Annotated in this window: 16 protein-coding genes; 7 read left to right on the top strand and 9 right to left on the bottom strand. The window is 40.3% G+C overall.

The features are described 5' to 3' along the window. The first annotated feature begins 25 nt into the window (after nt 1–25). The 7 genes from ACEXOE_RS07675 (at nt 26) to ACEXOE_RS07645 (ending at nt 13,378) form a co-directional block, all read left to right on the top strand. On the top strand, nt 26–2,437 hold the full coding sequence (locus ACEXOE_RS07675) for an ABC transporter permease (protein ID WP_394748153.1): 2,412 nt from the start codon (nt 26–28) through the stop codon (nt 2,435–2,437). A 55-nt stretch (nt 2,438–2,492) separates the two neighbouring features. Further along, nucleotides 2,493–4,856, top strand: a complete 2,364-nt coding sequence (locus ACEXOE_RS07670; RefSeq protein WP_394748152.1) for an ABC transporter permease — start codon at nt 2,493–2,495, stop codon at nt 4,854–4,856. Between the two features lie 14 nt (nt 4,857–4,870). After that, nucleotides 4,871–7,282 (top strand): ABC transporter permease, encoded by a 2,412-nt coding sequence (locus ACEXOE_RS07665; RefSeq protein ID WP_394748151.1) that lies wholly within the window; start codon nt 4,871–4,873, stop codon nt 7,280–7,282. 25 nt (nt 7,283–7,307) lie between these two features. Continuing rightward, nucleotides 7,308–9,701, top strand: coding sequence for an ABC transporter permease (locus ACEXOE_RS07660; RefSeq protein WP_394748150.1), 2,394 nt, complete (start codon nt 7,308–7,310; stop codon nt 9,699–9,701). A gap of 22 nt (nt 9,702–9,723) precedes the next feature. Beyond that, nucleotides 9,724–12,129, top strand: a complete 2,406-nt coding sequence (locus tag ACEXOE_RS07655) for an ABC transporter permease (RefSeq protein WP_394748149.1) — start codon at nt 9,724–9,726, stop codon at nt 12,127–12,129. A 14-nt stretch (nt 12,130–12,143) separates the two neighbouring features. Then, nucleotides 12,144–12,638 (top strand): YybH family protein, encoded by a 495-nt coding sequence (locus tag ACEXOE_RS07650; protein ID WP_394748148.1) that lies wholly within the window; start codon nt 12,144–12,146, stop codon nt 12,636–12,638. A 77-nt stretch (nt 12,639–12,715) separates the two neighbouring features. Then, complete coding sequence (locus tag ACEXOE_RS07645; protein WP_394748147.1) at nt 12,716–13,378, top strand: ABC transporter ATP-binding protein; 663 nt, start codon at nt 12,716–12,718, stop codon at nt 13,376–13,378. Between the two features lie 43 nt (nt 13,379–13,421). Here the strand turns inward: ACEXOE_RS07645 and ACEXOE_RS07640 are convergent, their stop codons facing one another. The 9 genes from ACEXOE_RS07640 to ACEXOE_RS07600 form a co-directional block, all read right to left on the bottom strand. Further along, the gene (locus tag ACEXOE_RS07640; RefSeq protein ID WP_394748146.1) at nt 13,422–14,534 is read right to left on the bottom strand and encodes an NAD(P)/FAD-dependent oxidoreductase; all 1,113 of its coding nucleotides are present in this window, start codon (nt 14,532–14,534) and stop codon (nt 13,422–13,424) included. 46 nt (nt 14,535–14,580) lie between these two features. Beyond that, nucleotides 14,581–15,981, bottom strand: coding sequence for a hypothetical protein (locus ACEXOE_RS07635; RefSeq protein ID WP_394748145.1), 1,401 nt, complete (start codon nt 15,979–15,981; stop codon nt 14,581–14,583). A gap of 18 nt (nt 15,982–15,999) precedes the next feature. Continuing rightward, nucleotides 16,000–17,901: a hypothetical protein gene (locus ACEXOE_RS07630; RefSeq protein ID WP_394748144.1), complete on the bottom strand. Its 1,902-nt coding sequence runs from the start codon at nt 17,899–17,901 to the stop codon at nt 16,000–16,002. A gap of 12 nt (nt 17,902–17,913) precedes the next feature. Further along, complete coding sequence (locus tag ACEXOE_RS07625; RefSeq protein WP_394748143.1) at nt 17,914–18,600, bottom strand: hypothetical protein; 687 nt, start codon at nt 18,598–18,600, stop codon at nt 17,914–17,916. Between the two features lie 176 nt (nt 18,601–18,776). Then, nucleotides 18,777–20,129 carry an acetyl-CoA carboxylase biotin carboxylase subunit gene (gene accC / locus ACEXOE_RS07620; protein ID WP_394748142.1) on the bottom strand — a complete coding sequence of 451 codons (1,353 nt, stop codon included), beginning with the start codon at nt 20,127–20,129 and terminating at the stop codon, nt 18,777–18,779. A gap of 76 nt (nt 20,130–20,205) precedes the next feature. Next, a complete protein-coding gene (accB, locus tag ACEXOE_RS07615; protein ID WP_394748141.1) occupies nt 20,206–20,694 on the bottom strand; it encodes an acetyl-CoA carboxylase biotin carboxyl carrier protein in 489 nt (162 codons plus the stop codon). Between the two features lie 33 nt (nt 20,695–20,727). After that, nucleotides 20,728–21,723, bottom strand: a complete 996-nt coding sequence (locus ACEXOE_RS07610) for a beta-ketoacyl-ACP synthase III (protein ID WP_394748140.1) — start codon at nt 21,721–21,723, stop codon at nt 20,728–20,730. Between the two features lie 257 nt (nt 21,724–21,980). After that, nucleotides 21,981–22,178 (bottom strand): 50S ribosomal protein L32, encoded by a 198-nt coding sequence (rpmF, locus tag ACEXOE_RS07605; protein WP_394748139.1) that lies wholly within the window; start codon nt 22,176–22,178, stop codon nt 21,981–21,983. Between the two features lie 8 nt (nt 22,179–22,186). Beyond that, on the bottom strand, nt 22,187–22,723 hold the full coding sequence (locus ACEXOE_RS07600) for a YceD family protein (protein WP_394748138.1): 537 nt from the start codon (nt 22,721–22,723) through the stop codon (nt 22,187–22,189). Nucleotides 22,724–22,795 lie beyond the last annotated feature (72 nt).

Here is a 22,795-nt window from a genome sequence, read left to right as displayed (position 1 = left end):
CCATTAATCATAAAAACACCACATCATGATCAAAAATTATATCAAAGTTACTTGGAGGAATTTATGGAAGCACAAGGTTTTTTCCGCCATCAATATTTTTGGCTTGGCCATGGGGTTGGCAACTTGTTTTCTATTGACTTTATATATTTTCGATGAGATCAGCTACGACAAACATCATTCGGAAGCTAATCAAGTGTACCGTTTACATATGGATTCTGCAGGGGAGCAATTGGCTACTTCAGCAGGGCCTATGGCCGAGGAGTTGAAGAATGAATTTCCCGAAATCATCGAAACTGCCCGGGTTTTAAAGTTTCCCAATATTGATAAGTTCTTATTGAGAAATGAAGAAAAGGATGTAGAGTTTTATGAAAATAACGGTTATTATGTGGATGCCCGTTTTTTTGAGGTGTTGACCTATGACTTCAAATACGGAAATGCGGTTACCGCCTTAAATGCCCCTAACACTACCGTTCTTTCCGAAGCGGTTGCCACCAAACTATTTGGTGAAAGCAATCCTATTGACAGGAGTATCGCCATAGAAACCCCATTTGGCATAGAGCAATATACAATTACCGGGGTGTATAGGAGCACGTATAAATCACATATCAATGCCAATTTTGTCCTTTCCATGGAAAATTCAGGTGTGGGCCAATGGGTTAATGCACAAGAAGGTTTATTGGGAAACAATCTCTTTCATACCTATTTAAAACTGGATAAAAACAGCAGCAAAAATCAATTTGAAGAAAAGTTGCCTGCCTTTGTAGATCGTCATTTGGGAGAACAACTGTCCGAATTGGGCTTTGAGCGATCTTACCATCTTCAGGCCATAGCCGATATCTATCTGAAATCGAATATGATGTGGGAATTAAGTCAGAACGGAAGTATGACCTATATCTATATTTTCAGTGCCATTGCCCTATTTTTACTACTCATTGCTTGCATCAATTTCATGAATCTTTCTACCGCCCGATCAGAAAAAAGGGCCAAGGAAGTAGGTATGCGAAAAGTTCTTGGTGCCCATAAAAAAGCTTTGGTATTTCAATTCCTGAGTGAATCTTTGATGTTGAGTTTCATCGCGCTTCTAGTGGCCATTTTCCTTGTTATTGCTTTCCTTCCATTATTTAATAGTATTGTTCAAAAACAGCTTACCCCCTTTGAGCATCCCAATATTGCACTGATCATTGTGGGCCTAACCTTGTTCACGGGAATTGTTTCTGGTCTATATCCGGCATTCTACCTGTCTTCCTTTAAACCCATTACGGTACTGAAAGGCAAGTTAGTCAATTCCATTTCCGCAAAAAACATCCGCAAAGGCCTTGTGGTATTTCAATTTACCGTCTCGGCCGCACTCATTTTGGTTGCGGGTATTGTATGGCAACAAATGGATTTTTTACAAGAAAAGGATATGGGGTTTCAAAAAGAAAGGCAATTGATCATTCCGTATCGTTCCGCAGCTACCGCTCAAAATTATGCTGCCCTTAAATCAGAACTACTAAAAAATCCCCGTATTCTCTCGGCAACGGCAGGGGATGCCTATCCGGGAATACAGATCTTGAGTGACAATTCTTTTTATGCCGAAGGAAAAGGTGTAGAAGATGGTATATGGACCCGGTATGCACAGGTGTTTGATGACTACACAGAAACATTGGGATATCAATTATTAAGTGGCAGGGATTTTTCCAGAAACAGCAGTGTCGATTCTTTGTCGATCATCTTAAATGAAACCGCTGTTTCCAAATTAGGGTATACGACAGAAAATGCCGTAGGTAGAAAGGTATTTTATGACTTCAATGCACAAAAGCACGAACTTACCATTATTGGTGTGGTGGGGGATTTTAATTTCAAGAGTTTACATGAACCCATTGCTCCTTATGCTTTGCGTTCTTTGGGACAAAATCAAGCCAGTTATTTTGTTGCCACTTTAGAAGGTACCGGTCTTAATGCCACCCTTGATCATATAGAAACTGTTTGGAATAGCATAAATCCGGACACTCCTTTGGAATATACTTTTTTAGATCAGGATTTCAACAAAAACTATAGGTCCGAAATACAAACCTCCACGGTGGTATATGGCTTTATGTTCATTGCCATTTTTATCGCCTGTATCGGCCTGTTTGGCCTGGCTTCCTTTACTACGGAGCAAAGGCGAAAAGAAGTAGGTATACGCAGGGTTTTAGGTGCTTCTGTACTTAGTATTACTTCCATGCAACTCAAAGATTTCCTGAAACTTGTGGGTACCGCGGTTCTCATAGCAAGCCCCCTAGCCTATTTCTTGGGCATTCAATGGCTTCAAAACTTTGCCTACAAGGTCACTATTGGCTGGCAATTGTTTGTAGGAGCAGCCATTGTAGCATTATCCATAGCCTTTTTGACCATAGGTTTTCAAGTCATCAAAGCAGCTATTGCAAACCCCGTAAAAAGTTTACGAACAGAATAAAAAGTATAACTATTGTATAAAGATTTTGAGCCATAATTAAAGACAACATCATACTATGTTAAAACATAATATTGTAATTTTTTTAAGGAACATTAAAAAACACAAGAGTACATTTTTCATCAATGTGTTAGGCTTGTCTTCCGGGATTGTCTGTGTACTTCTCATTGCACTTTGGGTCATGGATGAACAGGAGGTAGATCGCTTTCATGAAAATGATGAACGCCTCTATCAGGTGATGTTAAATTTTGAAAACGATGCCGACATCATGACGGTAGATTGGACTCCTGCTCCTCTTGCCAAAGCATTAGTGAGTGAAATTCCAGAAGTAGAAAAGGCCATCACTGTGTTCTCTCCAGGGGACAAAGGTATTCTGTCTAAAGTAAATGATGCCGGTGTTCGCACCAAAGAACTATTTGCGAGTAATGATTTTTTCAAAGTGTTTTCCTTTGATTTAATACAAGGCACTCCGGATAAGGTATTGGAAAACGAAAATGCTATTGTTATTTCTGAAGATATGGCGGTAAAGCTTTTCGGTTCGGTAGCAAATAGCATGGGGAAAACACTATCATGGAAACAAGGCAAGCTCAGCGGTTTGTATCAGGTGTCGGGAGTCTTCAAAAAACCTTCTTCCCAGAGTTCCCTAGAATTTGATGCCGTCTTCTCTTTTGATCATTTTTTACGCAAAAACCCAGATTTTAATCAATGGGTCTATAACGATCCCAGCACTTTTGTGCTCCTAAAAGAAGATACGGACATCTCCCTGCTCAATGCTAAAATGACACAATTACTCCAAGAAAAACCAAATGTTCAAATAGCCTCGGCATTTTTATATCAGTTTTCTAAAAGGCATTTGCACGGAAAATTTGTTCATGGCATTCCGTCCGGAGGAAGGATAACCTACATTCGACTTTTTTCCTTGGTGGCCTTTTTTATTCTCTTAATCGCCGCTATTAATTTTGTGAACTTGTCCACTGCCCAAGCTTCCCGCAGGGTTAAAGAAATTGGTGTAAAAAAAGCGATGGGAGCTTTTCGCAAAACCTTGATGCTACAATACCTTTTAGAAGCTTTCTTTCTAAGCTTTCTTTCGGTATGTACTGCTTTAATTTTTGTCATCATGTTCTTGCCCCAATTCAACATAATTATTGGGAAACCTCTTATTCTAAGCTTCAATACTAATCTCGTTTTCTTACTTCTTGGGATTGTCTTTCTAACGGCCCTAATAGCTGGAAGCTACCCTGCTCTGTATTTATCGGGTTTTCAGCCCTTATCATTGTTAAAGGGAAAATTGCAAACCAAAGCAAAAGACCTATGGGTGAGGCAAGGCCTTGTTGTTTTTCAATTTACAGTATCTATTGTGTTGATTGTCGCTGTTATTACCGTGACAAAGCAAATCAACTATGTACAGCACAAAAATCTAGGATATGATAAAGAACATGTGATTCTTTTTGAAAGGGATGGCAACATTACTGAAAGCTTGGAAAGCTTTCTACTTGAAGTTCAAAATATTCCCGGAGTGGTAGATGCTACGAGTGCGTATCATGAAATTATGAATAATGATACCAGTACCAAAGGCATATCATGGGAAGGCCTAAATACCGATAACCAAATTCCTTTCAAATATATTAATGCGAATTACAACTTCATTGAAGTACTGGATATAAAACTAAAAGAAGGACGGACCTTCTCAAGGAAGTTCTCCTCCGAAAACGAAAAAGTAATTCTAAATGAAACCGCCATTGCCCAGATAGGCTTGCAAGACCCTATTGGAAAAACCATAGATATTTGGGGGCAGAAAAGAGAAATTATTGGTGTGGTGGCCGATTTCCATTTTGAATCGCTTTATGAAGAAGTACAACCCCTTTTCTTTAATCTACACCTTGGAGGAAATGATATCATGGTGCGCCTTGAAGCCGGTTCACAACAAGAAACTCTAGCCCGATTACAGGAGTTTTATGGCAAATTCAATGATAGTCTCACCTTTAATTTTAGATTCCTAGATCAAGACTACCAGGAACTTTATGCCTCGGAAAAACGGATCTCTGTTTTATCTAAATATTTTGGTGGCCTAGCCATTTTGATTTCCTGCCTAGGTTTATTTGGTCTTGCCGCTTTTACTGCGGAACGAAAAAGAAAGGAAATTGGTATTCGAAAAGTTTTGGGTCAGAGCGCAACACAAATAACGCTCATGTTATCCAATGAATTCCTAAAACTAGTACTGATTTCTGCATGTATTGGTCTCCCCATTGCCTATTATTATTCCAATGAATGGTTATCCAATTTCGCTTACAATGTTCCTTTGTCGGTCTGGTATTTCCTAGGCACAGGAATATTGTCCTTATTCATAGCGCTCTTCACTGTTGGTAGTCAGGCCATTACTGCTGCCAATAGAAATCCAATACACGTAATACGGGAAGAATAATCAAAAAAACTATCATGATCAAAAATTATATCAAAATCGCGTGGAGAAACCTCTGGAAGAACACCACATTTACCTTATTGAATGTCATTGGCCTTTCGGTTGCCTTTGGGGTATCCATCCTTTTGGCCATGGCGGCCTTCTTTGATCTTTCCTATGATCAATTTCATGAGAATGGCGATAATGTCTATCAAGTGTACACGATCCAACAGACCGCTAAAGGTCCTGAAGTGAGCACCTCTAATCCGGCGCCCTTTGCCCATGCTTTACAAGAGGAGGTTCCGGGGATAGACAAGGTTACACGTCAATTGCAAGATGATGCCCTAGTGATCTACGGGGAAAAAGAACTGAATTTTGATGGTGTTTGGGTAGATAATGCTTTTTTTTCCATGTTTTCATTTCCTATAGAAAAAGGCGCTGAAACAACTCCCTTAAAAGACAATTCTTCTGTGGTAATTACTCAGAAAACAGCGGAAATTTTGTTTGGGGAAGCCAATCCAATAAATAAGGTTGTACATCTGCTTGTAAATGGAAAAGAACAACCTTTTTCCATATCGGCAGTAGTCCAAGATATGCCAAGACAAAGTTCCCTATCCTTTGACATTGCCATTCCTTTTGAAAGTCATGGGGAGTATGAGCGGTTAAAGGATGTTTGGGATGCGCAAAATCACGATGTTTATGTACAACTACAGCAGGGCGTTGCCGTAGCTCAATTTGAAAAAGCCACAGCCTCTTTTTCAAATCTTCATTTTCAGGGCAGCATTGAAAATGCCAAACGCGATGGGGTAACGGTGGGCGAAAATGGGCAATACCGTCAATTAAAGTTGCTTCCTCTGGTAGACCGCCATTTTACCAGCTTTCGTAATGGCGCAGCTCATGTGAGTAGAAGTTATTCATATTTGATTTTATTTATCGCTTTTCTAATTCTTTTTATTGCTTCGGTAAACTTCATCAATATGGGGATTGCCCGAAGTGCGCAACGCCTCAAGGAAATAGGGATGCGCAAAACCTTGGGAGCCCAGAAAAAACAACTCTTCCTTCAGTTTTGGAGCGAAAGCTTTTTGGTGTTTATGACCGCCGTGGGGATAGGGATTCTCCTAAGTACACTATTGTTAAACCAGTTCAAGACCCTTTTCCGCACGGGAGTCACCTTTGAAGCCATCATTACCCCTTTTTCTGTTCTCTGCTTTATAGGAGCACTACTACTAATTACACTATTCGTAGGTGGATACCCTGCCTTTATGCTGAGTAAGTTGGGTACGGTGCAAGCACTCAAGGGAAAATTGGAAAACACAGGGAAAAACCGTGTTCGCGATGCTCTAATGGTAATCCAATTCAGCATTGCCATTGCCCTCATATCCGGCACTTTGGTTTTACAAGGGCAATTGGATTATATGCGTAATAAGGAATTGGGATTTAACAAAGAACAGGTTATTGCTTTTCCCTTAAACGGTAAAAAGGATACCTACGAAGCGGTACAGTTGCTACGCGAAGAATTAAAAGGGAATCCAGATATATTGAGCGTCTCGGGTTCAGATAATATTTTGGGAATGGGGAAAGATGGTAGTGCCTATACCAGTAGGTTCGGTTTTGACTATAAGGGTCGAGGTGTAAAGACCAATATGTTAATCGTAGATCATGATTATGCCAAAACTTTGGACCTAGAGATTGTTCAAGGCAGGGATTTCAGTAGGGAATATGCTACAGATAGTCTTTCTTTAGTTATCAATGAGACCATGGCATTGGAATTGGGAGAGGAAAATCCCTTAAACGCAAAAATTATGATGGATTCCACCTTATATTCGGTCATAGGTGTCATTAAAGATTATAATTTTCAGCGCTTAAATAGAAAAATAGAACCCATCACTTTTTTTATGAACAACGATTGGGAGCTCTATTATGCCTATGTAAAGACTGCTCCCGGAGCAACGGCACAATCGATAAAAGCGGTGGAAGAAGCTTGGGCCGCCATTGAACCCAATGCCCCTTTTTTAGGATCTTTTTTAGATGAAAACGTCGATCGCACCTTTCGCCGGGAAAAGGTAATGACCACCATGATTTCCAGTGGGTCTATTCTTGCCATTGCATTAAGTTGTATTGGTTTATTTGCCATCTCTCTTTTAGTGGTAACGCAACGCACAAAAGAAATAGGTGTTCGCAAAGTGGTTGGGGCTAGTGTAGCTTCCATTACGTTTATGTTGACCAAAGACTTTCTAAAACTTGTAGCTATCGCTTTTCTTATCGCCTCTCCAATTGCCTGGTGGTTTATGCAACAATGGTTACAAGATTACCCCTATCGTATATCGCTTAGCATTTGGTTTTTTATTGGAGCTGGATTGCTGACCGTTGTAGTGGCCTTACTCACCGTTGGAGCACGGACCATAAAAGCGGCATTGCAAAACCCGGTTAAAAGTTTACGAACGGAATAATTCATCATTCAAAAACAAATACGTTATGTTTAAAAATTATCTCAAAGCCGCTTGGCGAAACTTGACTCAAAGAAAAGGGCATTCCCTTCTAAATATCGGTGGTCTTGCCATAGGTATGGCAGCCACATTATTGATAAGCATTTGGATCTATGATGAACTTTCCTTTAATAAAGGATTTGAAAATTACGAAAGCATTGCCCAGGTAATGCAAACCCAGACCTTCAGTGAAGAAATCCGCACGAGTTCCAATCAGCCCCTACAACTAGCTCCGGTACTGCGAACCCAATACGGTAATCACTTTAAACATGTAGTGACCAGTACTTTTTCTTTTAATCTCCTCATGACCGTAGGCGAAAACAAAGTATCCCGTCCAGGGTACTTTATGGAACCTGGAATCACGGAAATGTTATCCCTAAAAATGCTCCAAGGTACTAGGGCTGCCTTAGAGGATCCTTCCTCCATATTCCTTTCCAAATCCACCGCCGAAGCGCTTTTTGGAACCGAAGATCCTATGGGCAAAAACGTGCAATTAGGGTCTAGGACAAATCTTTCCGTAGCAGGAGTCTATGAAGATATCCCTAAGAATAGTGATTTTTCCGATTTGCAATTTATTGCCCCTTGGGAATTTTTAAAGGACGCCCAGGGATACGAAGAACGTCTTGGTTGGGGAAATAATTGGTTTCAAATCTTTGTGCAAATGCGTGAAGGTGTGGATATGGAAGCAGCGTCAACGGCCATTTTGGATGCCAAATTGGACCATCTAGGTGAAGAAGATGCCGATTCTGCCCGCTTCAACCCACAAATTCACCTCCACCCACTAAAAAAATGGCACTTATACTCCCGCTTTGAAAACGGCATAAACACAGGAGGTGCTATTGATCGTGTATGGTTATTGGGCATTATTGGTGCTTTTATTCTTTTATTGGCCTGTATTAATTTTATGAACCTCAGTACAGCACAATCTGTAAAACGCGCCAAAGAAGTTGGGATTAGAAAGACTATTGGATCTATCAAATATCAGCTTATCTCTCAATTTCTAATGGAATCCTTTTTAGTGGTATCCATTGCCTTTCTAATTTCTTTGGTATTGGTACTCCTTGGCCAAACGGCTTTTAACGAAATTACCAATAAATCCATCGGTATTCCTTGGACTTCCCCTGTTTTTTGGTTGGTTTCTCTGCTCTTCATTGTCATTACGGGAATCATATCGGGCAGTTACCCTGCCTTTTATCTGTCTTCTTTTGAACCCATTAAAGTACTAAAGGGCACCTTTGCACGGAAACAAGGCGCGGTGCCTTTACGAAAGGTATTGGTGGTTTTTCAGTTTGTCATTTCTACCGTGCTTATCATAGGGACCATTACCATTTTTAGACAGATTCAATTTGCTAAAGATAGGCCCTTAGGCTACGATAAGGCAGGGGTTGTATATGTTCCCATAACCACCTCGGATATCCGTGAACGTTTTGACACGGTACGGGAAGAACTGCTGCAGAATTCCGATATTGAAGATGTTGCGGCATCCGATGTGTTGGTCACAGGTACCTTTACCACAAATAGTGGCTTCGATTGGAAAGGGAAAGAAGCTGATTTTGCCGATGAATTCTACACCTTAAGAGCGACACACGGTTTTGGGGAAATGATTGATTGGGAATTAAAAGAAGGCCGTGGTTTCTCTAGAGACTTTAAAAGTGATTCCCTTGCCTTCGTGATCAATGAGACCGCAGCACGCTATATGGGCTTGGAAAATCCTTTGGGAGAATATATGCAATGGGGCGATAATGGCCGCTATAAAATCATAGGTGTAGCAAAAGATATGGTCACTCGATCCCCCTATGATGCCGTAAAGCCCACTATCTTCATCTTGCACTATGGCAACTTTTTAAGCTTCGTCAATGTGAAGATCAAAGCAGGGCGAAGTCCAAAGGAAGCACTGGCGCATATGGAAAGTACCTTTAAAAAATATGATCCCAATCGTCCGTTTTCCTATACTTTTTTGGATGACGAATACGAAGAATACTTTGCCGGTGAAAGGCGCATGGCCAAATTGATCAGCTTTTTCACCATTCTGGCCATTATCATCAGCTGTCTGGGCATTTTTGGTTTATCTGCCTTCATCGCGGAACAACGCACAAAAGAAATAGGTGTCCGAAAAGTATTGGGCGCATCGGTCTATAGTATCTGGAAAATGTTATCTAAAGATTTTCTGTTTTTGGTCTTCATCTCTTGTGTCATTGCCATCCCCATAGGATATTACTATATGAACAATTGGGTTCAAGATTTTACGTACAGCGCTACCTTAAGTTGGTGGATTTTTGCGGCTGCCATTCTGGGAGCACTATTGATTACACTTTTAACCATTAGTTTCCAAGCGATAAAGGCAGCAATAGCGAATCCTGTAAAAAGCTTGCGAACGGAATAATTCATTTTCAAAATTCAAGATTATGATCAAAAACTATTTAAAAATCGCCTTACGGAACTTATGGAAAAATAAAATGAGTTCCATGATTAACATTATTGGCCTTTCCTTAGGAATCAGTATATGTATTGTGCTATTGATTTTTGTGCAATACGAGTCTTCCTTTGATGCGTATCATAAGAACGCTGCACAAACCTATCGCGTAGTTCAGCACAATACCTTGCCCGATCAGGTACAATATTGGAATACCACAGCCTATCCTCTGGCAGCGGCACTGCGCAACGATTTCCCTGAAATTGACCTCGTAACCCAAACAGCGGGCCCAGTAAGCCGCGAATTTCGCGTGGATAATACCATTACTGGAATACAACGTTTTGAAGTGCCACAGGTTTTATTTGTAGATCCGTTCTATCCAAAAACTTTTGATGTGGATTGGTTGGCCGGCAATCCTAGTTCGGCACTATCCGATGTAAATGCAGTAGTGCTCACCGAAGACTTGGCACAACGTTTTTTTGGAGTAGATCCCTCCAACTATGCCTCGATCTTGGGGAAAACCATATTCTTACAAAGCAAAGATCCTTTAACCGTTACGGGCGTCATTAAAAGCCCTCCCGGGAATTCCAGCCAGCAATATAACATGTTAATTCCCTATGAATTCTTTAAAATCAACAATCCTTATTTTACTTCCAATTGGTCCGGAAATTATCAAGGGACTACTTTTTTGGTTTTACAAAACGAAGGATACAAAGAGGCTTTGGAGGCAAAAATAGTCCAATGGAAGAAAAAGTACCTAAAGCCTTCAGACGATAAACGCATCTCCTATTTTTTACAGCCTTTACGGGAAATGCATAATGAGAGCCGTTATGGCAATAGTATCAGTAGTTATACGGTGCCCTCATCCCTTTTAATCACCATTACCATCATTGCGTTGTTCATTCTGATCATTGCGATCATCAACTTTGTAAACCTCCTTACGGCACAATCCAATGCCCGAGCCAAGGAAGTGGGCATTCGCAAAGTAATGGGCAGTAAAAAGAAAGATATCATCTTTCAGTTTTTATTTGAAAATACGATTATTATCCTGCTTACATTAACACTTTCCCTGCTCTTGGTGCAGGTATTGGTCTATCAGTTGAATCAGAGTCTATCCATAATACAGCTGCAATTGCAATTTGGATGGGAACATATCGGTATTCTGGTATCTATAGGTTGCTTTACCGTTCTTTTGGGGGCTATTTATCCAGCCCTAGTGCTTTCTAGGTTCAAACCGATACAAGCTCTAAAAAATGGTCTTTCCAACCTAAAGCCCAAGGGAGGACGTTTTCGAAAATCCCTTGTTATTTTCCAATTTGTTATTGTACAACTTTTTGTCATTGCGGCCATTATCCTAACCGCACAAATGAAGCTTTTCAAGGAAGGGTCATTGGGTTTTGAATCTACTGATATTGTAATGAACGAAGTACCAAGCTTTGATAAAATGGACGTGTTCAAAAAGTCATTGCTGGAGCATAAGAATATTGAAGAAGTGGCCTTTGGTTCGGGTCCCCCAATGGCGGTAAATGGCTTCCAATTGGGCACAAGTTACCGCTTGCCCCAACAGACACCCGAAGAAGCTTTGGATGCCGAAATGAAAATAGCAGATTTAAATTATTTGGATTTTTATGATCTGGAACTTATCGCTGGACGAAACTTCCGCGCCAACAAACCGATATTTGACGAATTTATTGTCAACGAAACTTTCCTAAAACCCTATGGATGGTCCCCGGACGAGGCCATAGGCAAACGCATTCAAATTAACGAAGGGCAAGCCACTATTGTAGGCGTCGTTAAAGACTTCCATAACAATTCCCTGCAATATCAAATTAGTCCCTGTATCCTTTTAAACTGGAATGCGTATTTACAACAGGGTTTTATAAAAATGAAAAGGCCGGACGCAGCGTCCTTGGGAGCCATTGAAGACATCTGGAAGGGCATATTTCCCACTGCCGTATATCGTTATAGCTTTCTGGAAGATGCCATTGCCAAAGAATATACTGTGGAACAACTCCTGTTCAATGGAGCACAAATTTTTTCCATTATTGCTATTTGTATTGGTTGTTTGGGCTTGTTTGGATTAATGTCCTTTATTATTGCACGCAAGACCAAAGAAATTGGAATCCGCAAAGTTCTTGGAGCTGGAACCTTGGAGAATGTTAGTTTCCTAACCCGCAGATTTATTGGCTTGGTCATCATTGCATTTATTATCGCTACACCCATTGTATATTATGTTATGAATCTATGGCTGCAAAGTTTCACCTATCGTATTAGTCCATCACTGTGGATGTTTGTCAGTGGTGGTTTAATTACAATGTTCATTGCTCTGATCAGTTGTAGTTTTCAATCGGTAAGGGCCTCTTTGGCAAATCCGATTAAGGCATTACAAGAAAATTAAATGATATTCGTCCTATGAAAAACCATACACTACATTCCAAGTTAAGCAGGGGCATGTCCTTTTTGACAATGATGACATTCCTAGTGGCCTGCTCCCTTTCTGCAGCTGCCCAGAATTATATTGGAGATAAAAATGACATTGAGCGCATATTGGACAACATTTCCAAATTCTCTTCCTATGTCATGGATTCCAATTATGGGGAAATTGCGGCTTGCTATACCAAAGATGCCAAAATTTTCCCCGAAAACAGCGATATTATTGAAGGTCAAGAACCTATACGCAAGTATTGGGTATTGCCTGAAAATGTGAAGATAACGCATCATAAGATTCGTCCGAAAGAAATTAAAATTATCGGAAATGAAGCCTATGATTATGGATATTATGAAGGCACTACGCAAACTGCAGATGGTAAAAAAAGATCCTGGGAAGGAAAATATGTCATTGTATGGCGAAAAGAAGGTGCTGATTGGAAAATATATCTGGACATTTGGAACCGATTAGGGCGCTGAAAATACAACTGAAGTTTCAAAAATTCAATACTTTTAATCCTCAGGTTTACTCCTGACACAATAAATACACGAATACTATGCTTTTACAACTAAAAAATATTTTTAAATGGGTCAATTCCGGAGGACAGCGAATCTTCCTTTTAAAAGATATCAATCTTGATATTGAAGAAGGGGAATTCATTTCTGTCATGGGCCCCTCGGGTTCAGGAAAATCTACCTTGCTCAATGTTCTGGGCATGTTGGATGGGTTTGACGAAGGAGAATATAATTTTCTGCACGAATCTGTACATACGCTAAAAGAAAAACACCGTGCTACGCTATACAAACAATATATTGGTTTTGTGTTCCAGGCCTACCATCTTATTGATGAGCTTACTGTCTATGAAAATTTAGAAATGCCCTTGCTTTACAAAAAGCATAGCGGGTCTGAGCGGAAGGCTATGGTTGCCGATATGTTGGATCGTTTTAACATTGTGGGAAAACAGAAGTTGTTCCCTACGCAATTGAGTGGCGGACAACAACAATTGGTAGGTATCGCGAGAGCTTTGATTACGAACCCTAAACTTATCCTTGCCGACGAGCCCACAGGGAATCTAAATTCCAAACAAGGAGAAGAAATCATGGACCTCTTTAAAAAATTGAACGAAGAAGGGGTTACGATCATACAAGTGACACATTCCGAGAAAAACGCTGCCTACGGTTCCCGAATCATCAATTTATTGGATGGTCGGATGGTTTAAAAACTATACAACACTTCCTGTCCGGTGGTTGCATCGGGCAGGATTAATGTAGAGCGGCCAGTTGTTCTCCAACAGCGTTACCAATGGCAATCCCCATACCTCCCATTCGAATACCACAGGCAATATTAGGAGATAGTTGTTTGATGATCGGTTTTTTTTGCGGCCCTACGCCCATAATACCACTCCATCGCATGGCAATCTCATGTGGTGTATTGGGTAAAATCACCTCCTTTAGGAGCTGTTCCAGAGCATCTTGTACCAATGGCGTAGCTCCAAATTCCATGGTTTCCTCTGTTTTCAGATCCAAATTTCGCCCGCCTCCCAATAGTATGCGATCATCGATATTCCTAAAGTAGTAATATCCTTCGTCCAAATGGAAGGTGCCCTTGATATGCAAATTGGGGATCGGTTGGGTCAAAACTACTTGGGCTCGGGCGGGTACACAGTCTTGCTCTAGGAGTTGCTTGGCAAAGCCGTTGGTGGTAATCAATAATTTTTTAGTTTTTAGTTCAAACTGATTTGTTTTTAAGAGTACCTGATCCTGTCCTTCCGCAAAATCTTCTACGAGCACTGAATTTAACACCTGGACTCCCTGCTGTTGTGCCAAACGCAAAAGGCCCAACATCATTTTTCCGGTATCAATTTGCGCCTCGTGCAAATTGCTGATATAGGTTGTATTTACCTCTTCAAATCCAAAAGTATTGGCGCGTAAGCTAAAAGCATTTCTACCAAAAACAGGCATCAACAAGGCATTGAGCATGGGCATATTCTCCCAACAATGTTCATATTTCTCAAGATCCGTTTCTCGGAACACTTCATGACCGCCATAGCGTTTATAGCCCAATTGTTCATCTCCTAATAGCTCGCGTAATCCTTCGATCCCATGATATCGTTTTTTTACCAATTCAAGCACCTCCACCTCGGAATGTCGCTTGAGGTCCGATAACAATTCCGAAACACTTCCAAAACAGGCGAAACCTGCATTTTTTGTGCTAGCGCCTTGGGGCAATATTCCTTTTTCCAAAATCAATATTTTTGCCTTCGGAAAACGCTTTTTAAGATGTATTGCCGTAGTCAACCCTACGATACCGCTGCCCACAATAGTGAAATCTAGGTGAGACAACCATGTTTTATATTCCCAATAACTCAGGTTCATAACACTAAAATAAGCACAAATACCCTAAGGACATCGCTCCTGTTTCCTACTCTTGGGTATTGAGGCCAAAAAATACTTGACTGATAATGTTGATGTCTTCCTTATCCCCACTCAGATTTCCTTTGATCACAATGGTATTTCCATCCATTTGATGGGCCTTCAAGGTGAATTTCTCCAAAAGCGCAAATGCCTTGGAAGTCTGTGGAATATGAAGGTCTTCTTGTAGTCTTTTAAAATCTATAGTACATTCCATGAAATTGGATCGTAGCTGTTTTTGGGCAGGGAGCTCTTCTTTAAAGGTACTCAGGGTGGTGTTTAGGTCATTTTCTTTTAGGTAAAACTGATAAAAAGGCAAGGCCTTAAACACTGCTTGATCGGTTACCGTCCCTTGAGCCTCTAAATAGGCCTTTAAGCTCTTTTCTTTACTTCCCAGGTTCAATTGTATGCGCGGTACCTCTCTAGTGGATAGCGTACGTTGCTCTTGCTTCTCAAAATTATCGTCATAAGTATAGGTTACGATAGTATCTGTTTGGGAAGTGCTCCCTTGTACGGCCAAATTGAAAAAGCCATCGGTGCGATCTACAATGGCTGCAACTTCAATATTGTTCTTTTCAAAAAAAGAAAGTCCACGCAATGCCCCAATAACCTTCTTTTTATGTTCGTCATCGCTCAAATTATAATCCCAATACCATTGCAGCGAGGCTTCCGAAAAAGTTTCCACCTTTCGTTTCTTTGGAAAAGATGCCGCTTGATCAACCATTAAAGTTCCTCCAATTTCTATACTCTTGTCCTTAAAATTGAATGTCAATTTATCCTTGCCCTTGACATAGGCAATATGATCGGACATCTTTTTGAGTTTGACAATAAGAGGGTGTTTTCGGTCTTTGATCACTTCATGGGCTACGAGTACCTCTTTAAAAACAGCAGTGCATTTTTTCAGATCGATCGATGGAGAAAGTGCAAGCATAATGTCTTCCCCATTCCAGGCCAAAGCTACTTTTCCCTTTTCGAGCAATGTATAGGTATAGGTTTCATCCTCACTCTTTTCCATAGAAGCCGATTTCTCCTCCAAGTAGGCAGCAATATACCTTTCAAAAGCAATAGGGTCTTCAATGGGCAGCGTTGTAAACAGAGTTTGCTCTGCGTTTTCCATAGTAAAGAATACCATGGAATAGGGCATAAGATCAATTCCTTTGTCGATTTTCTCTTTTGAGAGGCTGTCTTTTTCCCGCTTGCCACCTATATAATCGTAATAGAAGCCAGGGGAGCCCAAAGCATCCAAAATAAGCGTTTCCCGAATATCGTGGATGCCAATTTTTATTACACTTTCAGCATTGACAGGAATACGACCCAAGAGCGAAGCGGTATTGTTTATATACCGATACCCCCAATAGATAATAGCCCCCAATACCAAGAAACCCAATACTAGTTTCAGTATTTTTTTCATGGATCTATACAGCTTTCCCTATTGCATAAAGGCATCGACCATATTGAAGAAATAGGCCAAGCTATTCTTATGATCAGCATTTTTTGGTGTATTTAGGATGACTTCCGAAAAAATGGTATTCCCTTTTATCTTTCCAGCAGTAAGCGTCATATCTTCTGTATTTTTAGTAATAAAGGCTATTTTGTCCCGTAATTCCCGAGGATAGGCCTCCGCCGGAATTTGGGAAACAATACGCTTTCCATTTACATACATGCTTGTGGCGTTTTTACTAATCCTCTTTTTGTGCTCTGAAGAAACTTTGCCTGCATAGGTGTTGTTTCTGATGGCCATCATTTGTGTTTTAGCGCTTCCTATTACCACCGCATTATCTTTGAATGTAAGGTATACATCAAAAGGAACATCTCTAGGAGTAGCTACGCGATACAGCCCATTTTCAAAAGTCAAGCCTTTTTGTTTTACGCCTAATTTCACCAATTTATTAAAGAGGTTTTTTTCCGTAGAAGTAAACATGAACAAAAAGCCTGGAAGCGTTTCCGTTTTTGTTTTTACTACTTCCTTGCTGTTGTATTCTTCATCATATTCATAGGTGGTATAGGTTACCTCCCTTTCAGCGATATCATTGAGTACAAGGAGCATATCTCCTCTTAAAATGCCTGCTATGGCCTCTTCATCGAGCATAATGGACAGCAATTCCGCTGCAATAGGAACAACATCCGTAAATTCCTCACGAGGAAATCTAGTGAATACATCCTCCATCAATTTGGGGTATTCTTTGAGGATGCCTTCAGTACTCATATTCACGGCCATATACCCCAATACTTCATCTTCATTAAAATACTTGAAAAAATTGGGATTCATTGTTCCGTTGTACATGGCTTTGGTATGTTTGGCCATCTTGGCATTCATGGTATATGAAATATCCATTTTTGCCCGATCTTCCTCAAAATTCAATCTAGAGGTAATGGATGTTCCCCCATACAGGTCATCAAAGTTGTAGAATCCTGCCAGACCGTTGCCAAAGCCCGGATATTCCGGAATGGCATGCTGATATATTTTTCCTAAATCCTTCACCCAAGCGGTAGCTTCATCTTTACTTTTTCCCATGGCCTTCACATAAGCCGGATTAGATAAGATATTGCGTTTCCCGTAGCCTTTGAGGATCGTCTTTGCCTTAATTAGCGTACTTGTACTTAATCGTTCCCTGCGTAGCTTTCTTCTTTCTTCTCTGGCTTTGCGTCGTTGTTCCTGTTTTTTATAGTATTCACTGTTATAGTAGTCATTGGAATCGCTTTCATCGGTCTCTTCGATTTCAATAACCGTTTCTTCAATAACTTCCTCCTCCTCGATGACTACTTCCGGGACCTCCACAGCCTCTTCTACTTCTAAAATCACCTCTTCATCGGCTTCCACAGCAGGAACCTCAGCTTCATTGAAGTACGTATAATCGTGTATACTATCGGTATCATAAGGAATAACCACCATAAGTATTTTATTGGTCCAAAGCACTACAGTTCCGTCGCGTTCCTGAACATAGGAAGTATCGCCTTCCGTAATCATTTTTCTTTTCTTGCTCTTCGGCATCAAACGTTCAAAACCTTCCGAACCATTCAGAGGTATCAAAAAGCAATTGTACAGGGTCTTATCTGCTACATCCAGGAAGTAATAGAAACTGGCATCCAGATCAAAGCCCATTCCGTCCAAACTTGTAATGGCACCGTCTGTTTCTCTTTTTAATTCTTTGATCAGCATGGCGCCCATCTTGGAATTTTCAAATTCTGGGATACTGACCAAATCCGTGACATTTTTTCCTTTAATGGTAACGACCACATCGGCGGTTGCAGGAATTTTTGTAATAAGGTCTTGGGCCTTTATGCCAACCGTAGTGGCCATAAGACAGATTGCCAACAATAATTTTTTCATGGTTATGGTTTGTTATTTGCTTAGTTGAATATTGTTTTTTAGATTTTTTTGGCCTAAAATAAGGTCCATTGCAGCTACCCGCAGAAATACCGCTTTTTTATTCGGCGAAATTTTTGCATTGGTATTGGAGACACTTTGTACCTCATTTTTAAAACGATAAATTGCGGTATAACTAGCATCTTCAAAAATGGCCTTATCCTCTTTCTTTAAACGATCAAAAGATTTTTTAACCGCCGTATCATAGGAAAAATGCCGCTTAAATACTTTAGATGCGTCATTATAACTAAAATTCGTTGTACTAAAATTGGTGCTTTCCTTTTTATTTTGTTTCCTAATGGCATCCTTGAAAATAGCATCTATATTTTCAATTTTTTCAAAATCGCAGGAAATGGTAAAAATATAATTGTCAAAATCGGCCGTTTTTTTGATGTTGGAAACCCCCTTGGTCTCTTTCAAATGCGCTACGGCTTGTTTTAGGGATTCGTTGATATCATCTTTGCTCGGTACTTTATGTCCATTTACACTATCCAAAAGCATCACAGAAGCCAATTTTGTTCGACTCTTACTCAAATTTACCGTTACCAGCATATGTCCACTTCCATCCGCATTAAAATTGATTTCTTCCAAAATCTCAAAACAGCTGCTCAGAAGGGTCATTGAGAAACATAATCCTAAAAGTGTCAAGTATCGTTTTATCATTCCTATCTATGAAAAATTTATATTCCTAACTCTGTTTTGTAGCTAAAATTGTAAGGCTACGCTATTTTTAGTGCTATTTAGTGAACAAAAGTAATACCATAGTTTTTCTGTGGACTCCCTGTAAACCGTGAAAAATAAAAAGCCCCGACTCAAGACCGGGGCTTTTCTTATGCTATTTATTCTTCTACTGGGGGATCCATTTCAAAATCCTCCATAAATTTTGTCGTGTAATTTCCGGCCAGATAATCCGGATGATCCATGAGTTGGCGATGAAAAGGAATCGTTGTTTTGATTCCTTCAATGACAAATTCATCCAGAGCCCGTTTCATTTTATTGATCGCTTCTTCCCTAGTTTGGGCCGTAGTAATCAATTTAGCGATCATGGAGTCGTAATTTGGAGGAATACTATACCCACTGTATACATGGGTATCCAAACGTATTCCATGGCCTCCTGGCGTATGCAAGGTAGTTATCTTTCCTGGAGAAGGTCTAAAGCCGTTATAAGGATCTTCCGCATTGATCCTACATTCAATGGAGTGCAATTTTGGAATATAGTTCTTTCCGGATATAGGAACGCCACCCGCAACCAATATTTGTTCACGAATCAAATCGTAATCAATTACTTGTTCCGTAATGGGGTGCTCCACCTGAATACGGGTATTCATTTCCATGAAATAAAAATTCCTGTGTTTATCCACAAGGAATTCCACAGTTCCCGCACCTTCATATTTAATAAACTCTGCTGCCTTAACCGCAGCTTTCCCCATATCTTCCCGTAATTTATCGGTCATGAAGGGAGAAGGTGTTTCCTCTGTTAATTTTTGGTGACGTCTTTGTACCGAGCAATCTCTTTCAGATAAGTGACACGCCTTTCCATATTGATCACCAACTACTTGGATTTCAATATGACGTGGTTCTTCGATCAGCTTTTCCATATACATTCCTCCATTTCCGAAGGCCGCAGTGGCTTCTTGTACCGCACTGTTGTAGAGATCTTCCATTTGATCTTCACTCCATACGGCACGCATCCCTTTTCCTCCACCACCGGCAGTGGCTTTGATCATTACCGGATAGCCCATTTCCTTTGCAACATTCTTTGCATCATCAACGGAATCCAATAATCCGTCAGAACCTGGAATGGTAGGCACGCCCGCCTCTTTCATCGTTGCTTTTGCCGTAGCCTTATCGCCCATTTTGTCGATATGCTCCCCAGAAGCTCCGATAAACTTAATATCGTGTTCCGCACATATTTTGGAAAATTTGGAGTTTTCGGATAGAAAACCATAGCCCGGATGTATGGCATCGGCATTGGTAATCTCGGCAGCTGCAATAATATTTGGAATCTTTAAATACGATTGATTACTTGGTGCCGGACCAATACAAACTGCTTCATCGGCAAATCTAACATGTAAACTTTCTTCATCTGCCTTGGAGTAAACCGCAACGGTCTTGATCCCCATTTCTTTACAGGTTCTGATGATGCGTAAAGCAATCTCACCTCTATTGGCAATTAATATTTTTTTAAACATAAGCGTTCAAAATTTCAAACTCCAAGGCATCGATTCTCCGATTGGAGAACGTTTTTTGGAATTTGTGATTTAATTTTTATGATGGATCTACCAAGAATAGAGGTTGATCAAACTCAACAGGAGAAGAGTCTTCAACCAATACTTTTACAATTTTTCCAGAAACTTCGGACTCAATATCGTTAAAAAGTTTCATGGCTTCAATAACACAAAGAACATCTCCTGTGTTAATGCTATCTCCAACCTCTACAAATGCCGGTTTGTCCGGAGAAGGTTTCCTGTAAAAAGTTCCTATGATCGGAGATTTTATCGTAATGTATTTTGAATCATCCTCAGCAGGAGCTGCAGGAGTACTTATAGTAGTCTCTACCTGAGCTGGAGCAGCTGGAGGTGGAGCAATTGGTGCAGCGGCCACAGGCACCTGTTGTACAAATGTCGTCTCGGGGGTAGATGACCCCAAAGATCCCGTACGAATGGTGATCTTAATGTCTTCCATTTCTAGCTTTACTTCGCTCGCGCCAGATTTTGCAACAAACTTGATTAAGCTCTGAATTTCTTTAATATCCATTGAATTCGATTTAGATTAGTTGAGTTGAGTATGTTATGCGTTGTATGCCCATTTTAAGTAGATCGATCCCCAGGTAAATCCGCCACCAAAAGCAGCAAAGACCAAGTTATCTCCCTTCTTTAATTGTTTTTCATAATCCCATAACAGCAAAGGCAAAGTTGCTGAGGTGGTATTGCCATATTTCTGGATATTGACCATTACTTTTTCCTGGTCCAGTCCCATACGATTGGCAGTTGCATCTATTATTCTTTTATTGGCTTGATGTGGCACCAACCAGTTCACATCATCGTGGGACAAGGCATTGCGCCGCATTATCCTGTCGGCTACATCGGCCATATTGGATACGGCAAACTTAAATACAGATTTCCCATCTTGCTGCACGTAGTGCTGCCTGTTTTTTACCGTTTCTTCCGAAGCAGGTAAAATGGATCCTCCCGCATCTATCTTCAAAAAGTTTCTTCCAATACCATCAGATCGCAGGTATTCGTCTTGAAACCCTAGGTTTTCTTCATTGGGTTCAAACAATACTGCTCCTGCACCATCTCCAAAAATGATACAAGTAACTCGATCGGTATAGTCAATGATGGAAGACATTTTATCGGCTCCTATCAATAGTACTTTTTTGTATCGTCCAGATTCAATATAACTCGTGGCGGTAGACATGCCGTATAAAAAGCTTGAACAGGCCGCCTGCAAATCATAAGCAAATGCATTTTTAGCTCCTATTTCCGAAGCAACGTAGGCCGCCGTTGCCGCAACCATCATATCTGGAGTAGCTGTGGCTACTAGTATGAGGTCGATCTCTTCGGGATCCAGATTTTTTTTCCTTAGGATTTCTTCAGCAGCTTTGATGGCCATATAGGAAGTTCCCTTGCCTTCTTCTTTTAAAATTCTGCGTTCTTTTATACCCGTTCTGGTAGTGATCCATTCATCGTTGGTCTCTACCATGGTTTCCAATATTTCATTGGTCAACACATAGTCAGGAACATAGCCCCCTACAGCTGTAATAGCTGCTGTTAATTTGCTCATGCTAAAACTGGTTTTTTACCAAAAACATTCAAAAATTCCTCAAAATCGGTGAAAATTAGTGATTTTTTGGGAACTAGCACCTAAAAAACATTTTTTTAGGAATTTTCGGTGGAATATACAAATTGCCTCCAATCCCTAAGACCTCAATACTATAGTCGTTCCAAGGTCAGGAAATGGATCCATTGTACAAAAAAACTTTAACAAAAAACTCCCGCTCTTTGGAAGTGGGAGTCTACTAATATGTTTATCTGTTACCGTTATGCAACAGCATCTTCTGTTTGGTCGATCAACACTTGGCCACGGTAGTACAGTTTTCCTTCGTGCCAGTGTGCTCTGTGATACAAGTGCATTTCACCTGTTGTTGGATCTTTTGCAATTGTTGGCGCTACAGCCTTATAATGTGTTCTTCTTTTATCTCTCCTTGTTTTGGAAATTTTACGCTTTGGATGTGCCATTATGAAACTTATTTATCCGTTATTAACTTTTTTAATGCATCCCATCGGGGATCTGTATCTTCTCCTTTTTTTTCTTTACGCTCTTTTGGTTGTAATTCCTCGAGTCTTTTTAGGGCATCGGATTCCAATGTCCCATCTAAAACTCCCGGATGTACTCTTTTCGAAGGAATCGCCAAGACCAACATTTCATACACATATTGTGCAATATTGATTTGATGTTCTCCATGGGGAATAATCAACAATTCATCATCATCATTGTTAAATTCTTCTCCAAACTTGATTACCAATTCCAAGGTTCCTGCAATCTCTTGGTGATAGGGCTCATTAGTGACGTCACAATTCACATTAATACTGCCTTTTGCCTCCATCTCCAATTCCATCATTGTACTCATTTTGTTTAATGTGACCTGCAACGCTATTTTGGCACTATTAAACTCATCATACTCAAAAGATTCAAAGAACGTATTTTCAATCTGATACTCAAAACTATGCTTTCCTTGCTTCAATCCAGAGAAAGGAACTTCAAACTCCTTATACTTTCTCATTTTCAACACTAGTTTAGAGCGTGCGAAGATACAAAAAATTAATTACCTCAAAAGCTATTAAAAGAAAAATAA

It is taken from the genome of Spongiimicrobium salis, assembly GCF_043678055.1.
Lineage (GTDB): Bacteria > Bacteroidota > Bacteroidia > Flavobacteriales > Flavobacteriaceae > Spongiimicrobium > Spongiimicrobium salis.
The sequence above is the reverse complement of the archived record's forward strand: the minus strand, read 5'-3'. Positions and strand labels throughout refer to the sequence as shown.